Here is a 17,402-nt window from a genome sequence, read left to right on the forward strand (position 1 = left end):
TCTTGATTCCTTCACACTAGGTTGAGTTTTATTGTCTTTATTGGTTGCCCGCCGCCGAGGCGACGGGCGGGTAACTTACAGGAAGCTGGTACCGTACGCCAGTTTGGGCAAACCGTGGTACGCCGCGATGCTCTGGCCGATGTCGGCAAAGGTCTCGCGACGGCCGACGGAACCCGCCTTGACCGGCTTGCCGTAGAACAGCACAGGGATGTACTCGCGGGTGTGGTCGGTGCCGCTCCAGGTCGGGTCACAACCGTGGTCGGCGGTCAGCACCACCACGTCGCCATCCTGCATCAGCTCGAACAGCTCCGGCAGGCGGGAGTCGAAGTACTCCAGCGCATCGGCGTAGCCCTTCACGTCGCGACGGTGACCGTAGGAGGAGTCGAAGTCGACGAAGTTGGTGAAGACGATGGTCTGGTCACCGGCCGCTTTCACCTCTTCCAGGGTCCTGTCCCACAGTTCGGTCAGACCTGTGCCTTTCACTTGCTTGGTGATGCCCTGCTGGGCATAGATGTCGGCGATCTTGCCGATGGAAACCACCTGGCCGCCCGCTTCCTTCATGTAGTCCAGCACGGTCGGCGCCGGCGGCAGCACGGAGTAGTCGTGGCGGTTGCCGGTACGCTTGAAGTTGCCCTTGCCACTGCCCACGAACGGACGCGCGATGACGCGGCCGATGTTGTAGGGCTCCAGCAGTTCGCGCACGATGTGGCACAGCTCATAGAGCTTCTCGAGGCCGTAGGTCTCTTCGTGGCAGGCGATCTGGAACACGGAATCGGCAGAGGTGTAGAGGATCGGCTTGCCGGTGCGCATGTGCTCTTCGCCCAGATCGTCCAGCACCTGGGTACCGGAGGCGTGGCAGTTACCCAGATAGCCCGGCAGACCGGCCTTCTCGACGATGGCATCCAGCAGCTCCTGCGGGAAGCTGTTGTGGTGATCCTTGAAGTAGCCCCACTCGAACAGCACGGGCACGCCGGCAATTTCCCAGTGGCCGGACGGGGTGTCCTTGCCGGAGGAGAGCTCCTGGGCAAAGCCGTAGGCACCGACTACCTCGACATCCTTGTTCAGGCCAGCCGGGAAGGTGCCGCTGGCGAGTTCACCCGCGTGGCCCAGACCCAGCTTGCTGAGGTTCGGCAGATTGAGGGCGCCACGACCCTCGAGTTCGCCGGCGGCACAGGCCTTGGCGATATGGCCAAGGGTATTGGCGCCCACATCGCCGAACTTGTCGGCGTCGGCGGCTGCGCCAATGCCGAAAGAGTCCATCATCAGAATAAAGGTACGTTTCATGGGACTTCCCCTTGTTACAAATCAGCCAGACCGATGCGACGGTAAACCTCGGGCAGCGCCTCCGGTTGGGTATCACCGATCTTGACGGCAGCCTGCACCATGCTGGCGGCCTGAGCAAATTGCTCTTCAGTTTGAGCGTGGATCAGGGCGAGCGGCTTGTCTGCCTCAACACTTTGACCCAGGCGGATAAAGTCGGTCAGACCGACGGCATAATCAAGCTTGTCACCGGCAGCGCGACGGCCACCGCCCATGGCGACCACGGCCAGACCCAGTTCGCGGGTATCCATGGCGGTCACGAAACCGCTGTTGGCGGCATAGACGGGGCGCACGATGGCGGCTTTGGGCAGGTGATGATCGTAGCGCTCCATGAAGTCGCTCGGGCCACCGAGGCCGGTCACCATGCGACCGAAGATCTCGGCCGCCTTGCCGTTGTCCAGCACCGCCTGCAGTTTGCGGCGGGCATCGCTGTCGTCGCTGGCCAGGCCGGCGGAGATCAGCATCTCGGCGCACAGCGCCATGGTGACGGCATGGATGCGCGGGTTGCGGTATTCACCGGTCAGGTAGCGCACCGCTTCGCGCACTTCCACCGCGTTGCCGGCGCTGGAGGCCAGCACCTGGTTCATGTCGGTCAAGAGCGCTGAAGTGCGGCAGCCGGCACCGTTGGCCACCGCAACTATGCTCTTGGCCAGCTCCTCGGATGCTTCAAAGGTCGGCATGAAGGCACCAGAGCCCACTTTCACATCCATCACCAGCGCTTCCAGCCCGGAGGCGAGCTTCTTGGAGAGGATGGAGCCGGTGATCATGGCGATGGATTCGACGGTGGCAGTGATGTCCCGTACCGCATAGATACGCTTGTCGGCCGGGGCAAGATCGCCGGTCTGGCCGATGATGGCGACACCGGCCTCTTTCACCACTTTCAGGAAACGGTCGTTGTCGACCGAGGTCTGGTAGCCGGGGATGGCATCCAGCTTGTCCAGGGTACCGCCGGTGTGGCCCAGGCCACGGCCGGAGATCATCGGCACGAAACCGCCGCAGGCAGCGACCATGGGGCCCAGCATCAGGGAGACGACGTCACCCACGCCGCCGGTGGAGTGTTTGTCGACGATGGGGCCGCCCAGATTGAGGTGGTCCCAGGTCAGCACCATGCCGGAATCGCGCATGGCGCAGGTCAGGGCAACCCGCTCATCCATGGTCATGTCTTTGAAGTAGACCGCCATCGCCAGTGCCGCAATCTGGCCCTCGCCGATGGTGTTGTTGGTAATGCCCTGAACGAAAAATTGAATCTCTTGGGTACTGAGCGCTTCACCGTTGCGCTTCTTGCGAATGATTTCTTGAGGCAAAAACATCTTTCATTCCCTCCGCCATTGCTGGCGTTACACAAGTCTGAATCCTTGCCCGCACCCCACACGGGTGGGGCGCAACAGGGCGGACAGCGGTCCGCCCTCTCATCAACCTATTAGTAACCGCTGGTGTTGGCCGGCTTGTCGCCATGCCCCAGCGTGGCCAGCAGGCTGGCCAGCAGGCTGGATGCACCAAAGCGGAAGGTGCGGGCGGATACCCAGTCCTTGCCCAGGATCTCTTCGGCCATGGCCAGGTACTGGCCCGCCACGGCGGCGTCTTTCACGCCACCGGCCGGCTTGAAGCCGACTTTCGGGTTCTTGGCCTTGATCACTTCCATCATGATGCGGGCAGCGATCGGGGTCGCATTGACCGGCACTTTGCCGGTGGAGGTCTTGATGAAGTCGGCACCGGCGTCGATGGAGATTTCAGAGGCGCGACGGATCAGCGCTTCCTCTTTCAGCTCGCCAGTCTCGATGATCACTTTCAGCAGCACGTTGGCGCCACAGGCTTCCTTACAAGCTTTGACCAGATCGAAGCCGACCTGTTCATTGCCGGCCATGAAGGCGCGGTACGGGAACACCACGTCCACTTCGTCGGCACCGTAGGCCACGGCGGCGCGGGTTTCGGCCACGGCGATCTCGATGTCGTCGTTGCCGTGCGGGAAGTTGGTCACGGTCGCAATGCGCACGTCGGCGGCGCCGATCTCACGCAGAGTCTTGCGAGCGATGGGGATGAAACGGGGGTAGATGCAGACGGCGGCGGTCAGGCCGGCCGGAGACTTGGCCTTGCGGCACAGGTCGATCACCTTCTGATCGGTGTCGTCATCGTTCAGGGTGGTCAGGTCCATCAGATTCAGGGCGCGCTGGGCGGCCAGTTTCAGATCAGTCATTCTGTTCTCCAAAGTCTCGATGTAGTCCGAATTCCAGGGCATGGTGCTGCCTGTCGCAACGCAACCGGCAAGACGCGACTCCCGGAAAAACGGGAATGGAATTGCAGCGCAACTGCACGGGCAATAGGCTGCAAATAAGGCAAGAGCCCTGTCACTTTCTTACAAAAGTGCGGACTTGGTTCCATGAAGACTTGAGAAAGGCAGACAAGGTCTGACCCGACTTCCCAATCAATTCCATTTGACCGCCAACACCCGATTTCATCGGGCATTAGTCAATGCCAGCACCCTGCTGGCAATGCCTATTTCAGCCGAGATACCCCTTGTTTGCAAGCCGGATTTGCCATTTTCAGAGGTACCTCACATCTGGCAAATCCGGTACTGGAAAGTGCGTTAAGAGAAGAAACGGGTGAGTATCCAGGAGTATGCCAGCCCCCCCAGGTAGACTCCAACGATCCCCATCACCCCGGACAATACGGGCGGGGCCGGGATCGGCAATTTGAGGAAAGAAAACAACAAGCCAACGATAAAGCCGGCTGCCATCGCCAGTAGCACTTCATTCATATAACCTCCGATTTGACTCATTTTATTATTAGTTTAGAAAGGAAAACGGTTGTCACCGCTCCATACACGAACGCCACGGCAGATGCCGTGGCGTTCGTGGTTATACCCTGTCAGTCAGGCTGATATTACATACCGGACAGCGCCAGGAAGAAGCCTGCGATGGTCGCAGACATCAGGTTGGACAGAGAGCCGGCCAGTACGGCTTTCAGACCAAATTTCGCAATGGTGCCGCGACGGTTCGGTGCCATGGAGCCCAGACCACCCAGCAGGATGGCAACGGAGGACAGGTTGGCGAAACCGCACAGGGCGAAGGAGATGATGGCCTTGGTGTGGTCGGACATGGCCACGCCATTGATCAGCACTTCATCCTTCAGGTACGGGGCGAAGTTCAGGTAGGCCACGAACTCGTTGACCACCAGCTTCTGGCCGATGAAGGAACCGGCAACGACGGCTTCACTCCAGGGCACACCGATCAGGAATGCCAGCGGGGAGAAGATCCAGCCCAGCAGCAGTTCCAGGGAGAGTTGCGGATAACCGAACCAGCCACCCACACCGGAGAAGATGCCATTGATCATGGCGATCAGACCGATGAAGGCCAGCAGCATGGCGCCGACGTTCAGGGCCAGTTGCAGACCGGCAGAGGCACCGGCAGCGGCGGCATCGATCACGTTGGCAGGCTTGTCTTCCAGATCGCCATCGGCATTGCTCTCGTCGTAGCTCGGGGTCTCGGTTTCCGGCACCAGCAGCTTGGCGAACAGCAGACCACCCGGGGCAGCCATGAAGGAGGCGGCAATCAGGTATTCCATCTTGACGCCCATGGAGGCGTAACCGGCCAGTACGGAGCCGGCGACGGAAGCCAGACCACCACACATGACGGCGAACAGCTCGGAGTCGGTCATCTTGGAGATGAAGGGACGCACAACCAGCGGCGCTTCAGTCTGACCCACGAAGATGTTGGCAGTGGCGGAGAGGGATTCGGTACGGGAAGTGCCCAGTACTTTCTGCAGGCCACCACCCAGCAGTTTGATGACCCACTGCATGATGCCCAGGTAATAGAGAACGGCGATCAGGGAGGAGAAGAAGATGATGACCGGCAGTACGCGGAAGGCGAAGATGAAGCCGCCACCACCGAACACTTCGAACATCTTGTTGCTGACCAGACCACCGAACAGGAATTCGATACCGTTCTGGCCATAACCGATGACGCTGGAAACAGCATCGGATACACCCACCAGGATGTCACGACCAACCGGGACGTACAGCACGAAGGCACCCAGGCCAGCTTGGATTGCAAAGGCACCGGCAACGGTGCGCACTCTTATTGCTTTGCGATTGCTGGAGAACAGCACCGCGATAAGGACGAGCGTTGCCATCCCTACCAGACCCATTATTAGATTCATTATTTACACTTCCTCTTTAGTAGCACCTTCCAGCTTGTTAACAACTTGTATCTCAAAGCCATCAATCAAGGGTGCGCATTATACTAATTACGGTGCGACAAAGTAGAACGCTGGTCACATTTTATAAGCATGAAATGCGCTAGAGGTCGTCAAATTAGACCGCAAACGATTTTTACTCCCCCCATTTTTTATCATGTCGCTAGCAACAGTTAATCAGGTGTTAATTTTCGACTTGCCCAACTGGAAGGTACGCAGAGTGGATTCATGTAACACCGAGGCAACATGTGCCAGCGGTTGCTGCCGCAAATCGGCCAACAGTTGCGCAATGATTGGCAGATTGGCAGGGGTGTTGGGCGCCCCTTGCTGACCCTGCAGCGGCATGTCGGGGGCATCCGTTTCCAGCAGCAGGGCCTCCAGCGGCATGTCGCGCACCGCCTCCCGGGTCTTGTTGGCCCGCTCAAAGCTGATGACCCCGCCGATGCCAAGCCGAAATCCCAATTGCCAGAACGCTTCTGCCTGCTGCAGGGAGCCGCTGAAGGCGTGGATGACGCCCCCGCAGGCCGGGCGCAGACGTCTGAGGATCTTGGCCACCGTGTCGTTGGCACGCACCGAATGGACAATAAGGGGCAGCTCATGTTCCTTGGCCAGTTCGACCTGGGCCTCAAACATCTCAAGCTGTCCCTCCTGCGGCACGTGGGAGCGCAGATCCAGCCCGCATTCGCCCACCGCCACCAACCCGCGGGGGCGCTCCGCCAGCCGTTGCTGCAACCGGGTCAGCACCGCCGGCGTCTGACCGCCCACATACCAGGGGTGCACGCCAAGGGCATAGGAGATGCCGTCATGTTCTGCCGCCAGCGCCATCACCCGGCCCCAGTTTTCCTCTCCCACCGCAGGAATGATATACTCGCCCACCCCCAGCTGACGGCACTCGGCCAGCAGCGCCGCCCGATCGGAGTCGAAGACCGGAAAATCGAGATGGCAATGGGTGTCGATCAATTGCATGTCACTCACCTGTTTGTCGTAATTAATGGGTCCATATCATGATGAAACGCACAAGCCACGGCTTTACCCTGATAGAACTGGTGCTGGTCATCATAGTGCTGGGGATCCTGGCCGTGACTGCCCTGCCCCGCTTCATCAATCTCAAGGATGACGCATTAAAGAGCACGGTCGCGGCAACGGCGGCCAGCTTTGCCAGCGCGGTTCAGCTGGCTCATGCCGGCTGGGCGGTCAAGGCGCAGGATCAGGCGCTCTACAATCTCGGCAGCATGGGGCAACGCAATCTCGACATCAACCGCTATGGCTGGCCCGCCGGCACGGACGAAGATCAGGGGCGCAAGGGGATCGACGAACCCTATGTCGCAGGTCAGGGCGACTACATCTCGGTCAGCAACCAGTCAGACTGCCGTCTGCTGTTTCAGGGGCTGCTGGACAGCAGCTACACCGTCGCCTCGGTCGATCAGGATCCCGATCAGCAACTCAACGCCGACTACCTGTCCAGCGAGCTGACCGCCAACCAGATAGATGAAGAGGGAGAGCCGCACAGCAACTGCCGCTACACCCTGCGCGACTCCATCGGCCGCTTCCCCGCCTATCCCGACGGTCTCTCCTTCGACTACAACAGCGTCACTGGTGCCGTGACCCGCAATTTCCAGTGAGCGGCTCCGACTCGGCTTGCGGCTCTGCCTGCGGCGCCTCATCCTGTTCCCGACGCACCGGCACGCAGCAGCGCCGGTTCTCCGGCGTGAGCCCCCACTCTTTGCACCAGCCATCGTAGCGAGCCAGCCAGCGTAGCAAGATACCTTTCATCCGCGCGTTCTCCTCTTCATCAAGTCGACGGTTGCTCCGTCATATCCCCGCTCGCCGCCAGGAGCAAACCGGGCAAGCCGGGCAAGCCGGGCAAGCCGCATCATGGTGCCCCGGGTGACAGCAGCAACCCCATGCTGATCTCGTCCACATAGCCATCATCCAGCCGATAGGCCTGTCGCCGCAACCCCTCGTCCCGGAAGCCACACTTGCGATAGAGGGCGTGCGCCACCTCGTTGTGGGCCATCACCCCCAGCTCCAGCCGCTGGATCCCTAGCTCGCCGGCGCCCGCGATCAGGGTGCGCAGTAACCGCTCACCCCATCCCAACCCGCGTGCACTCGACCGCAGCCCCATCACCACCAGGGCGCAGTGGCGGTTGCGCGCCAGACCACCGCCGATGAGCACGGCAAAGCCCTGCACCTCCCCGGCCAGCGCCAGCAGCCACATGGCCTGATTGGGAGCCGCCGCCATGGCCTCGAGCCGCTGGCGCTGCCCCTCGATGTCCGAGGGGCGCTCCCCCGCCTCATACAGCATGAAGCGGGTCTCCCTGTCCAGTTGCCCAAAGAAGTGATCCAGCGCCGCCGCATCCTCCACACTCGCCAAACGAATCATCAGCCTCGCTCTCCCTGCCTGGTGGTTGCGCCGATCCACGGCCATAAAAAAACGACTCCATTTGGAGTCGTTTTTATCAGAGCCATCTGGCTAATTCAATTCACGCCTGGGTGGGCAGGCTTAGACGAGCAACCGCTTCGACGTCCATGGCGCGAGTGGGGACCAGCGACGATCAGACCTTGGCAGGCAGGCTCAGGCGGGCGACAGCCTCGACGTGCATCGAGTGCGGGAACATGTCCACCGGCTGCACCTCGTCCAGCACGAAGCCCTGCTTGACCAGCCAGGCGAGATCCCGGGCCAGGGTCTGCGGGTTGCAGGAGACATAGACCAGCCGGTGCGGCGCCATAGCCACCAGGGTCTGCAATACCGCCTTGTCGCAGCCCTTGCGCGGCGGATCCATCACCACTACGTCGGCGCTCACCCCTTCGGCGTGCAGGGCTGGCATCAGCTGCTCCGCCTTGCCGACGTGGAACTCGGTCTGCTCGATGCCGTTGAGGGCCGCATTGCGGCGGGCGTCGCTGATGGCGCTCTCCACCGACTCGATCCCCACCACCTTGGCGGCCTTGCCGGCCAAGAACAGGGAGATGGTGCCGATACCGCAATAGATGTCGAACACCGTCTCGTTGCCGGTCAGCTCGCAATACTCCAGTGCCTTGGAGTAGAGCACATCGGTCTGGCTCGGGTTGTTCTGGAAGAAGGAGAGCGGCGAGATCTCGAATTCGAGCTCGTGGATCTTGTCGCGGATCACCCCGCTGCCCAGCAGCACCCGGTTGTTGTCACCCAGAATGCGGTTGGTGCGCGCCTCGTTGATGTTCTGCACAAGAGTCGTGACCGGCAGATCCTGCAGGGCGGCCAGCAGCTCGGCTTCGAACGGCAGCTCCTCACCCAGAGTCACCAGCACCACCATCAGCTCGCCGCTCTTGAAGCCCTTGCGGGTCATCAGGTTGCGCACGCAGCCGGTGTGGGCCACTTCGTCATAAGCCGCGATGTCATGCGCGCGCATCCAGCTGCGTACCCGGGCGTTCAGCTCCACGTGCAGAGAATCTTGCACCGCGCAGTCATCGGCGGTGATGAGATCGTGGGAGTGCTTGCGGTAGAAACCGATCTCGGCGCCGGCCTCGCAGCCACGCACCGCGTACTGCGCCTTGTTGCGATAGGCGAACGGCGTCTCCATGCCAAGGATGGGATTGACCACGGCCTCACCCAGCCCGACCTGCTCCAGGGCGCTCTGCACCAAGCTCTGTTTGAGCTTGAGCTGGGCCGGATAGGCCAGCGGGCGCACCTGGCAACCGCCGCACTCTGTGTTGGGGCAGAAGTCGGCAACCCGGTCGGCGGAGGGCTGGAGCAGCTCGGCCACCTTGCCGTGCAGGTAGTTGGGCTTCACCTCGGTCAGTTCGACCAACGCCTGCTCACCCGGCAGCAGACCTTCGACAAACAGGGGGCGGTCGAACAGGCGTCCTTTGCCATCTCCTTTGTCGGTCAGTTCCAGGATCTCGATCTGGTGTTGATGTCCCACTAGCGGCATGAGCGGCTCCAAAAGTACATATATAAGAGGGTGATGAACCGGCCCGGCCGAACCATCAAGAAAAGGTGGCAGAGTTTAGCGGAGATCCGTCCAAATTGCAGGCATAAAACAGCAACAAGACAGAGGACATTGCCGCTGCCCTCTTTGTCTGCCGAAAAATGCTATCGCCGGCGGCGATCTCGGGGATGCGCTCTATCGGAGGTGATGGCGTCAGAGGCGAGCCGCCCCACCACAGGCTCGGGCATCAGAGTTGGCCCCCGGCAAACGGACATAAAAAAACCGCCGGCATGGCCGGCGGCAATATGGCTGACTAACAGATGGCGGATTACAGGCTGTAGGCCTTCTCGCCGTGAGTGGTGACGTCCAGCCCTTCCCGCTCAGCGTCTTCTTTCACCCGCAAGCCGATCAGCATATCCACCAGCTTGTAGGCCACCACCGAGATGATGCCGGACCAGAGGATGGTCACCCCTACCCCGATGGCCTGGATCTTGACCTGATCCAGGATGGAGTAGCCCTCCGCCACCTGATTGGTGACATAGTCCCACACCCCGGTGCCGCCCAGATCCGGGCTGGCGAACACCCCGGTCAGCAGGGCGCCGAGAATGCCGCACACCCCGTGCACGCCGAACACATCCAGACTGTCATCGGCACCCAGCAGACGCTTGAGACCGTGAACCCCCCACAACCCGGCAACACCGCTGATGAGGCCCATTACCAGGCCACCACCGACACCGACGAAACCGGCCGCCGGGGTGATCACCACCAGCCCGGAGACGGCGCCGGAAGCCGCGCCCAGCAGCGAAGGACGCCCCTTCATCACCCACTCGGCCAAGGTCCAGGAGAGGGCCGCCGCCGCCGGGGCCACCCAGGTATTGATGAAGGCCAGTGCCGCAGTGCCGTTGGCTTCCAGCGCGGAGCCGGCGTTGAAACCGAACCAGCCGAACCAGAGCAGGGAGGCCCCGATCATGGTCATGGTGAGGCTGTGCGGGGTCATGGGGTCACGACCATAACCCAGGCGTTTGCCCACCAGATAGGCGCCGACCAGACCGGCCACCGCCGCATTGATGTGCACCACTGTACCACCGGCAAAATCCAGCGCGCCGTGCTGGAACAGATAGCCGGCCGTCGCCGTGGCCGCTGCCGCAGCATCGGCCGTGGTATAGGCATCCGGACCCGCCCAGTACCACACCATGTGAGCCAACGGGATATAGGCGAAGGTAAACCAGATCACCGAGAACAGCAGCACGGCGGCAAACTTGATGCGCTCGGCAAAGGCCCCCACGATCAGGCCGCAGGTGATGGCGGCAAAGGCCCCCTGGAACACCACATAGATGAACTCGCTGATCCCTACCCCCTTGCTGAAGGTGGCGGCGATGGAGTCGGGGGTCACTCCCTTGAGCAGCACCTTGCTGAAGGAGCCATAGACGCTGTTGCCTTCGGTAAAGGCCAGCGAATAACCGTAGATCACCCACAGCACGCAGATAAGCGAGAACAGGGTGAATACCTGCATCAGCACGCTCAGCATGTTCTTGGTGCGCACCAGGCCGCCATAGAACAGGGCCAGGCCCGGAATGGACATCAGGATCACCAGGGCTGCCGACAGCAGCATCCAGGTATTGTCCCCCTTGTTGATGGTCACCACCGCAGGTGCGGTCACCACCTCTTCGGCCCAGCTGGGGGCGGCCAGCAGGGCAATCAGCGCCAACAGGCCAGTCATCACGAGTCTCTTGAGCATACAGCCATCTCCTTCCCTGTCGTCCCGGCTCCAGACCGGGTCCATTTCCTGATATGAACATCGACACCGATGATTCACGTACATTTCCATTCGGTACACACTGGTTGCCGCTCCCGGTCAGATTCCCTCTATGGAGCGGCATCATGGCGACATAACTGCTTAAAAGCACAAAGCGGGCCAACTTAATAAGTTATTTAAAATCATAATGTTATTCTTATGACAGAGAGGAGGCGCACCAGATTGGCGCATGGGACGCGCTAACATGAGCGAATGCGCACTTCTGCTGTGCAGGCAGAGCAAGCCGCACCGAAATGGAGCAAGGCGGGACATGGCATGACCACAGAGGTGCACCCGGCTTGCCGATATCAGCCGGAGAACAGAAGCGTGACAAGGAAGGGGAAAGGCGGAAAAACAAAAGGCCATCATTGCTGATGGCCTTTTGTCATGAATTTGATGGTGCCCGGGGTCGGACTCGAACCGACACGGTTATTCACCGGCGGATTTTGAATCCGCTGGCATATTTTTAAAATCAATAACTTACTGATTTTAAAGGGCGTAAACATCTCAATATTGGCGAATATGGCTAAATGTGAGGGTGCTCAGTGGACTGTGTGTGGACACTTTTCAGGGCAGTTATAAGGTTTAGCCGTACTGCATCCTCTAGGTGATCTGGGGCAAAGTGAGCATAGCGCATCGTCATCTTGATGTCCGTGCGGCCGAAGATACGCTGCAAAACCAAGATGTTGCCACCGTTCATCATAAAGTGGCTAGCGAAGGTATGGCGCAGAACGTGAGTGCTCTGTCCAGCCGGCAGCTTGATACCTGCTCGCCTGATGACCTTTTCGAACTCTGCATAGCAATCATCGAACAGGCAACCAGTACGCTTGGGCTGCATGGCCAGCAACAGCACCTTCCTCTCCTTGCAGGTATCTTGCAGTTATTCGTTCTCATCCAGGGATGAGATAAGCTAGCTCATTGAACATCGCCTGCAGATAGGGCAACTCCCGGCAGATGATAGTGAAGGTCGCTTACACGCAGCCCTGGAACATCGAGTTCATCCGCTAGCCACCGTTCGCGGTATGCCAAGAGGTGTTCGAGCTAGACTCTCTGGTCAGCGGGCTATCCAGAGCCTTGCACATCCAAACCAGCTTATCGCGACACCGGTTAGGGTTTGACCTTGGCGACCCCAGAGTGCGGCCAGACCACTCAGCCGCTGTTTATCCATATTTCCCGACTCTAGCTGTTGCCAGAGCAGGCCTAGCACGTGTCTTTACCCTCAACCACTCAAAGCTTCACCCTTGATGGCGAGACATTAGTGTTTGCGGGACCGTCACGATGTTGGAGATGGCCTTCAGCAAGTCAGCGTTTGGACTGACCACCACCCGTTTACGGATGTTCCATGTTTGCTTTCTTTGCTAAATACATGGATACTTTCGAACCCAGTTTAATAAAGTGTTTCTCACAAAGATACCAAGATAAAAATCCAAGAATAATGCTCAACAACAAAGACACACACTGATTGAAAAAAATGCCTTTGGTCAAGAAAAACTGAGCGATCACTTGCTGAACAGGAAACCCCCATAAATAAACCCCATATGATATATCAAACTTAGGCTTTATTTTCAACAAAGCTTTTGTGGATGATACATATAGAATAAAAAGAAATATAGATGCATAAGAAAGGTATACTGCGTAATTATTACCAATTAATAAAAAATACCCAAGAAGAAACGCAAGAGGTGTGTGTAGATCAATTTTTACAACATCTTTGTAAAGCGAAAGAATGGATCCAAAAGCAAAACAAACCGCCAACATAGGGACTTCTGAATTACTATGAGACCATGTAAAAACTATCTTTTCACTAGACAGCGACTCGAAGGTAATTGCTACTAAGAAGAACACATTGAACAACTTATACTTTATCGCACCAATAAAATAGAGCGATAAAAGTAATGCATATGCATAAACCTCATAAGGTATTGTCCACAAAGAGCCATTCACACTAACAGGGTATGAATTCGTGGTAAAAACGCCCGGAAGGTTGAACTGTGTTTTTAGCAGTAAATTATTAATCACATACGAGGACACATCGTTCTCAGCTGAGAAATACTCTCTAACTGTTAATGTTGATAGTAATGGCCCTATTACAAAGGCCACAATAAAGCATGTTAAAGCAAGTGCAGGCCATATTCTAAAAAACCTTGTTACGATAAACTTAACTGGATCCTTATTAATTAGGAGTGAATTAGTTACCACTAAACCACTTAAAAAGAAAAATATTTTAACCGCTAACGAACCACTACTATCATGAGGTAGCAAGGATGAAATTAAATCTGTTTTACCATCCTCCGGTGATAATACGTATGCATGTCCCCAAATGACCATGCACGCGGCGAACACTCTGAATACATCAATATTATTATTTTCTTTTTTAAGTAGTTCTGACAGTATCATTTCACACACCACTAATTAATTGTTATTAGATATTAAACTTTATTAAGAGATTAGAGAACATTCCTTCATAAACACTCATAGATTAGGTCGTACCTCTTATGTACAGATTAACTTTCAGGATATCAATAAGGGTACGCAGCCACACGAACGGTTTCTAAAAAATTCGATGCTCACCACCACGCTAATGATCTCAACATGCTGTCAGTCAGAGTACATTGAAGGGTCACCCCCATTAAGAGGCTCAGTTCAAGTACTTCTTCCTGTTCTCATTGATACCATGGGGTCGGTACATTTTTAAAATGGCTTATTCGCACATCTCCCACCAGTTGCCTACATGGACATAACTCAGACTCGGCACACTGTATGGAGATGGTATTCACCTGACAATTATCCACAAAAGGGAGTGATCATACAGCTTCAAACCTGATAAAAAACGGTACTCTACCGAATTATCTAGAGTCACTGCATAACCACCAATGAGAAAGTAGCACGTCGTGAACTCAGCCTGCTAGAGCTCGCCCAAAAGCTCAATAACGCCAGCAAAGCCAGCAAGCTCATCGGCTTCAGCTGCCAACAACTCTACGACCCCCTCGACCTATGGCGCTGAGGGCTTACTCGACAAATTGTCCGGCTGTAAAGTGGCTTATCCCAACCGGGTCGTTCCAGATATTGAGCAGACCATCCTCGATTACTCCCTCACTAGGCCCTCCCCATGGCCCGCAGCAGGCCGAGCAAGAACTGGCTCTGTAATGCATAAACGTCACTGCGAGCTGTATGCGTAGCGCGTAGCAATGTCACTACTTGCTTTCCAAACACGACCGACTGTTGCACTTCGAGAAAACTCACCGGGCGCAGACGGTGGAGCTCAACGACGAGTACATTCGCCTGCTTGTCCCGAGTTCCTAGAGCACCAGATTGAGGTTCACTACACCGGGGAACTGGTGACAGTATATAACGTCTTCGTTGGCGTTCTCGAGGAGATGGGTAAGGTATATTTGCAAACCGTGCTGGACTGCTACAGCCGCCACGCCTGGGGAAAGCTCTACACCAGAAAACTGCCTGTGACCTCGGTCCATGTGCTCAATGAGACGGTACTGCAGTTCTTCGAAGTCCATGAGACGCGGATCTCTACAATCCTGATGTGAGTTCTGCAGACAGCATGCCTGTCATCCTTACGAGCCATTCCTGCAATTGGACGAGATTGGGCACCGGACCACCAAGGTACGCCGGCAACAGAGCAATGACTTTATCGAGCGGCAGCATCGAACCCTGCTGAATGAACACCTCTGTATCAAAGGGAGGACAATCTAGGTATGAGTCAGTGGAGCAGATACAGACAGACTTGGACAACGATCTGGAACACAGCCCCCCAACAGCTACATCAAGGTAGGATGATTGAGAGGCTGGCCCCTACAGCATGCTCAAGAAGGAGTTGAAATTGATACTGAAGTAAGTACGCACTAAGTAGCGTCAACAGGACTTCGGTTTGAGGCCAGTGTCAGGTGATAACTAGATCTCTACAGCTGTAATCATCTCTATCCTCGCCCCACACATAGCTCCATATGGATGCGCAACCTATTTCGGGAAAAAGGAGTAAAGCACATTCAGCACAGTACACAACAAAGAAAAAAGGCCATCATTGCTGATGGCCTTTTGTCATGAATTTGATGGTGCCCGGGGTCGGACTCGAACCGACACGGTTATTCACCGGCGGATTTTGAATCCGCTGCGTCTACCGATTTCGCCACCCGGGCAACTGCGAGGGATTATACGAATGGCGCTTGGGCATGCAAGGTGTTTTTCTTGTGCCCACAGTCGTTTGCTCATTTATTCAACGCCTTGCCGAGGCAAGGTCAGTTAAATAGAATGCCCGCATCATATTAATGGAATAAGAACGATGGCCAAGCGTAAACCCGTCCAACCGACCACTCCCCCTCCTCCCACCCAGCGTCACCCCTCCGCCGGTCTGCTGCGCCGGCTCGGCGCCCTGATCTATGACTATCTGGTGGTCATCTCATTGTTGATCATCGCCGGCTTTATCGGGATGGGGGTAGCCCATCTGCTGCTGGCCACCGGCATGGCAAGCGTCCCCGAGGGCAAAGACGCCTCCTGGCTGCTGACCAGCCCCGTCTACAGTGCCTGGCTCGCCCTCGTCATCTGCGGTTTCTACACTTGGTTCTGGACCCGCGCCGGCCAGACCATCGGCATGCGCGCCTGGCGTCTGCGCATCCAGAATGCCGACGGCAGCAACATCCGCATCACCCAGGCGCTGATCCGGCTGGCAACGGCGGCCTTTGGCCTCGGCAACCTGCTCTGCCTGTTCAACCACAAGTCACCTCGCGCATTTCAGGACATCTGGTCCGAGTGCGAAGTGATCGTGCTGGGCAAACAGGAGAATCTGGAACAGCTCAATCGCTGATCCCAAAAGGCGGCAACGAAAAAGGGCACCCCAGGGTGCCCTTTTTGCTGGCCGACGCGTATTGCTTGCGGCTCAGGATATGGACGGAGATACCGCTAAACAGCAGTGCAGCAAGAGCGATGGCCGCCTTTGTCAGCAGCAACACCCCCCTTCAGGTCGCTACTGCTTGCGGCTCAGGATATAGAAGGAGATACCGCCAAACAGCAGGCTCGGTGCTATGGCTGCCAGGATCGGTGGCACCGCGTACACTAGGCTGACGGGACCGAACACCCGATCGCTGACGTAGACGGCAAAGCCGGTCATGATCCCCATCAGCATCCGCGCCCCCATGCTGACCGAGCGCAGCGGACCGAAGATGAAGGAGGAGGCCAGCAGGATCATGGCCACCACCGAGAGCGGTGACAACAGCTTGCGCCACATCTCCAGCTTGTAGCGCCCGGCATCCTGCTTGTTGGCATCCAGATAGCCGATGTAATCCAGCAGTCCCGCCACCGGCAGGTTTTCGGGATCGACGCTCACCACCCCGAGCTGTTTGGGGGTGAGCTCGGAGCTCCACTCCATCTGGGGCTGGGTCTCGCTCAGGATCTGTTTGGGATCGTCAAAACGGGTCACCTGCACCTGCTTGAGCAGCCAGTGATGCTGCTCGAACACCCCTTCCTGCGCCTGCAGGATATCGATCAGCTTGCGCTCCGGGGTGAAACGGTAAAGGGTGATGCCGGTCAGCGCGCCATCGTTGCGCACCCCGTTGATGTTGACGAAGTTGTTGCCATCCCGCGCCCACACCCCGTAAGCCGACACGGTCAGCCGCCCTTCCGACAGGGCCCCCGCCTTGATGTCATCCGCCATCCGCTTGGCGATGGGCGCCACGTACTCCCCCATCAGCCCCACCAGGATCATCAGCGGGATGGCGGTCTTGAGCGCTGCCATCACGATACTGATCTTGGAGCGGCCCGCCGCCTGCATCACCACCAGCTCCGAGCTGGTCGCCAGCTGGCCCAGACCGATGAGGCCGCCCAGCAGGGCCGCCAGCGGGAAGAAGAGCACCGCCTCTTTCGGCATGGAGAGCAGCACATAGTAGAGGGCGCTGAGCATGTCGTAGTTGCCTTCCCCCACCGACTTCAGCTGCTCCACGTACTTGATCAGCGCCGCAAGGCCCACCAGCGTGATCTCACACAGCAGGACCGACATGAAAATGATCCGGCCGATATATCTATCGAGAATGCCAAACATCAGCAGAAACTCCCCGGTTGCAGCATCATGCTGATTTTTCCCTCAAATACAGACGTATGGAGCGGGGGCGACAGCAAAATGACCCGGTCGCCATGTCTATCGAGAATGCCAAACATCAGCAGAACCTCCCCGGTTGCAGCATCAT

At 57.6% G+C, this 17,402-nt stretch carries 14 protein-coding genes, 1 tRNA gene and 2 pseudogenes; 3 read left to right on the top strand and 14 right to left on the bottom strand.

Going from position 1 to position 17,402, the window contains the following annotated elements; genetic code table 11:
- Nucleotides 1-75 precede the first annotated feature (75 nt).
- The 6 genes from G5134_RS18655 to G5134_RS18680 form a co-directional block, all read right to left on the bottom strand.
- On the bottom strand, nucleotides 76-1,284 hold the full coding sequence (locus G5134_RS18655; RefSeq protein WP_010636141.1) for a phosphopentomutase: 1,209 nt from the start codon (nucleotides 1,282-1,284) through the stop codon (nucleotides 76-78).
- Nucleotides 1,285-1,298: 14 nt separating this feature from the next.
- Entirely contained in the window at nucleotides 1,299-2,630 is a 1,332-nt protein-coding gene (gene deoA, locus G5134_RS18660) for a thymidine phosphorylase (RefSeq protein ID WP_010636140.1), read from the bottom strand.
- Nucleotides 2,631-2,740: 110 nt separating this feature from the next.
- Nucleotides 2,741-3,514 carry a deoxyribose-phosphate aldolase gene (gene deoC, locus G5134_RS18665; RefSeq protein WP_017783084.1) on the bottom strand — a complete coding sequence of 258 codons (774 nt, stop codon included), beginning with the start codon at nucleotides 3,512-3,514 and terminating at the stop codon, nucleotides 2,741-2,743.
- Between the two features lie 390 nt (nucleotides 3,515-3,904).
- Entirely contained in the window at nucleotides 3,905-4,075 is a 171-nt protein-coding gene (locus G5134_RS18670; protein WP_005305103.1) for a XapX domain-containing protein, read from the bottom strand.
- 125 nt (nucleotides 4,076-4,200) lie between these two features.
- Entirely contained in the window at nucleotides 4,201-5,475 is a 1,275-nt protein-coding gene (locus G5134_RS18675) for a NupC/NupG family nucleoside CNT transporter (protein WP_005305106.1), read from the bottom strand.
- Nucleotides 5,476-5,688: 213 nt separating this feature from the next.
- Nucleotides 5,689-6,477 carry a TatD family hydrolase gene (locus G5134_RS18680; RefSeq protein WP_065018779.1) on the bottom strand — a complete coding sequence of 263 codons (789 nt, stop codon included), beginning with the start codon at nucleotides 6,475-6,477 and terminating at the stop codon, nucleotides 5,689-5,691.
- Between the two features lie 38 nt (nucleotides 6,478-6,515).
- Here G5134_RS18680 and tppF point away from each other — a divergent pair, with 38 nt between their 5' ends.
- Nucleotides 6,516-7,133, top strand: coding sequence for a type IVa pilus pseudopilin TppF (tppF, locus tag G5134_RS18685; RefSeq protein WP_005305113.1), 618 nt, complete (start codon nucleotides 6,516-6,518; stop codon nucleotides 7,131-7,133).
- On the opposite strand, the gene G5134_RS18690 is transcribed toward tppF, so the two are convergent.
- From G5134_RS18690 to G5134_RS18715, 6 genes and pseudogenes are all read right to left on the bottom strand, one after another.
- Nucleotides 7,102-7,284: a DUF5363 family protein gene (locus G5134_RS18690; RefSeq protein WP_214454704.1), complete on the bottom strand. Its 183-nt coding sequence runs from the start codon at nucleotides 7,282-7,284 to the stop codon at nucleotides 7,102-7,104. The two genes, tppF and G5134_RS18690, sit on opposite strands and share 32 nt — an antisense overlap.
- Nucleotides 7,285-7,384: 100 nt before the next feature.
- On the bottom strand, nucleotides 7,385-7,894 hold the full coding sequence (locus G5134_RS18695) for a GNAT family N-acetyltransferase (protein WP_421232127.1): 510 nt from the start codon (nucleotides 7,892-7,894) through the stop codon (nucleotides 7,385-7,387).
- Nucleotides 7,895-8,066: 172 nt separating this feature from the next.
- Nucleotides 8,067-9,419 (bottom strand): 23S rRNA (uracil(1939)-C(5))-methyltransferase RlmD, encoded by a 1,353-nt coding sequence (gene rlmD / locus G5134_RS18700; protein ID WP_421232128.1) that lies wholly within the window; start codon nucleotides 9,417-9,419, stop codon nucleotides 8,067-8,069.
- A gap of 325 nt (nucleotides 9,420-9,744) precedes the next feature.
- Nucleotides 9,745-11,154 carry an ammonium transporter gene (gene amt, locus G5134_RS18705; protein WP_065018776.1) on the bottom strand — a complete coding sequence of 470 codons (1,410 nt, stop codon included), beginning with the start codon at nucleotides 11,152-11,154 and terminating at the stop codon, nucleotides 9,745-9,747.
- A 583-nt stretch (nucleotides 11,155-11,737) separates the two neighbouring features.
- A pseudogene (locus tag G5134_RS18710) lies at nucleotides 11,738-12,058 on the bottom strand (tyrosine-type recombinase/integrase); the annotation flags it as partial.
- Nucleotides 12,059-12,540: 482 nt separating this feature from the next.
- The gene (locus G5134_RS18715; protein WP_408756541.1) at nucleotides 12,541-13,608 is read right to left on the bottom strand and encodes an acyltransferase family protein; all 1,068 of its coding nucleotides are present in this window, start codon (nucleotides 13,606-13,608) and stop codon (nucleotides 12,541-12,543) included.
- 466 nt (nucleotides 13,609-14,074) lie between these two features.
- Here G5134_RS18715 and G5134_RS18720 point away from each other — a divergent pair.
- Nucleotides 14,075-15,061, top strand: a pseudogene (locus tag G5134_RS18720) (IS481 family transposase).
- 215 nt (nucleotides 15,062-15,276) lie between these two features.
- Here G5134_RS18720 and G5134_RS18725 read toward each other — a convergent pair.
- A tRNA-Leu gene (locus tag G5134_RS18725) sits at nucleotides 15,277-15,362 on the bottom strand.
- 143 nt (nucleotides 15,363-15,505) lie between these two features.
- On the opposite strand from G5134_RS18725, the gene G5134_RS18730 reads away from it, so the two are divergent.
- Nucleotides 15,506-16,027 carry an RDD family protein gene (locus G5134_RS18730; protein ID WP_065018775.1) on the top strand — a complete coding sequence of 174 codons (522 nt, stop codon included), beginning with the start codon at nucleotides 15,506-15,508 and terminating at the stop codon, nucleotides 16,025-16,027.
- Between the two features lie 159 nt (nucleotides 16,028-16,186).
- Here G5134_RS18730 and lptG read toward each other — a convergent pair whose 3' ends face one another.
- Nucleotides 16,187-17,257: an LPS export ABC transporter permease LptG gene (gene lptG / locus G5134_RS18735; protein ID WP_017788135.1), complete on the bottom strand. Its 1,071-nt coding sequence runs from the start codon at nucleotides 17,255-17,257 to the stop codon at nucleotides 16,187-16,189.
- Between the last annotated feature and the right edge of the window lie 145 nt (nucleotides 17,258-17,402).

Origin of the sequence: Aeromonas sp. 600276 (assembly GCF_049175815.1) — a bacterium.
In the GTDB taxonomy this organism is placed as follows: Bacteria; Pseudomonadota; Gammaproteobacteria; order Enterobacterales; family Aeromonadaceae; genus Aeromonas; species Aeromonas dhakensis.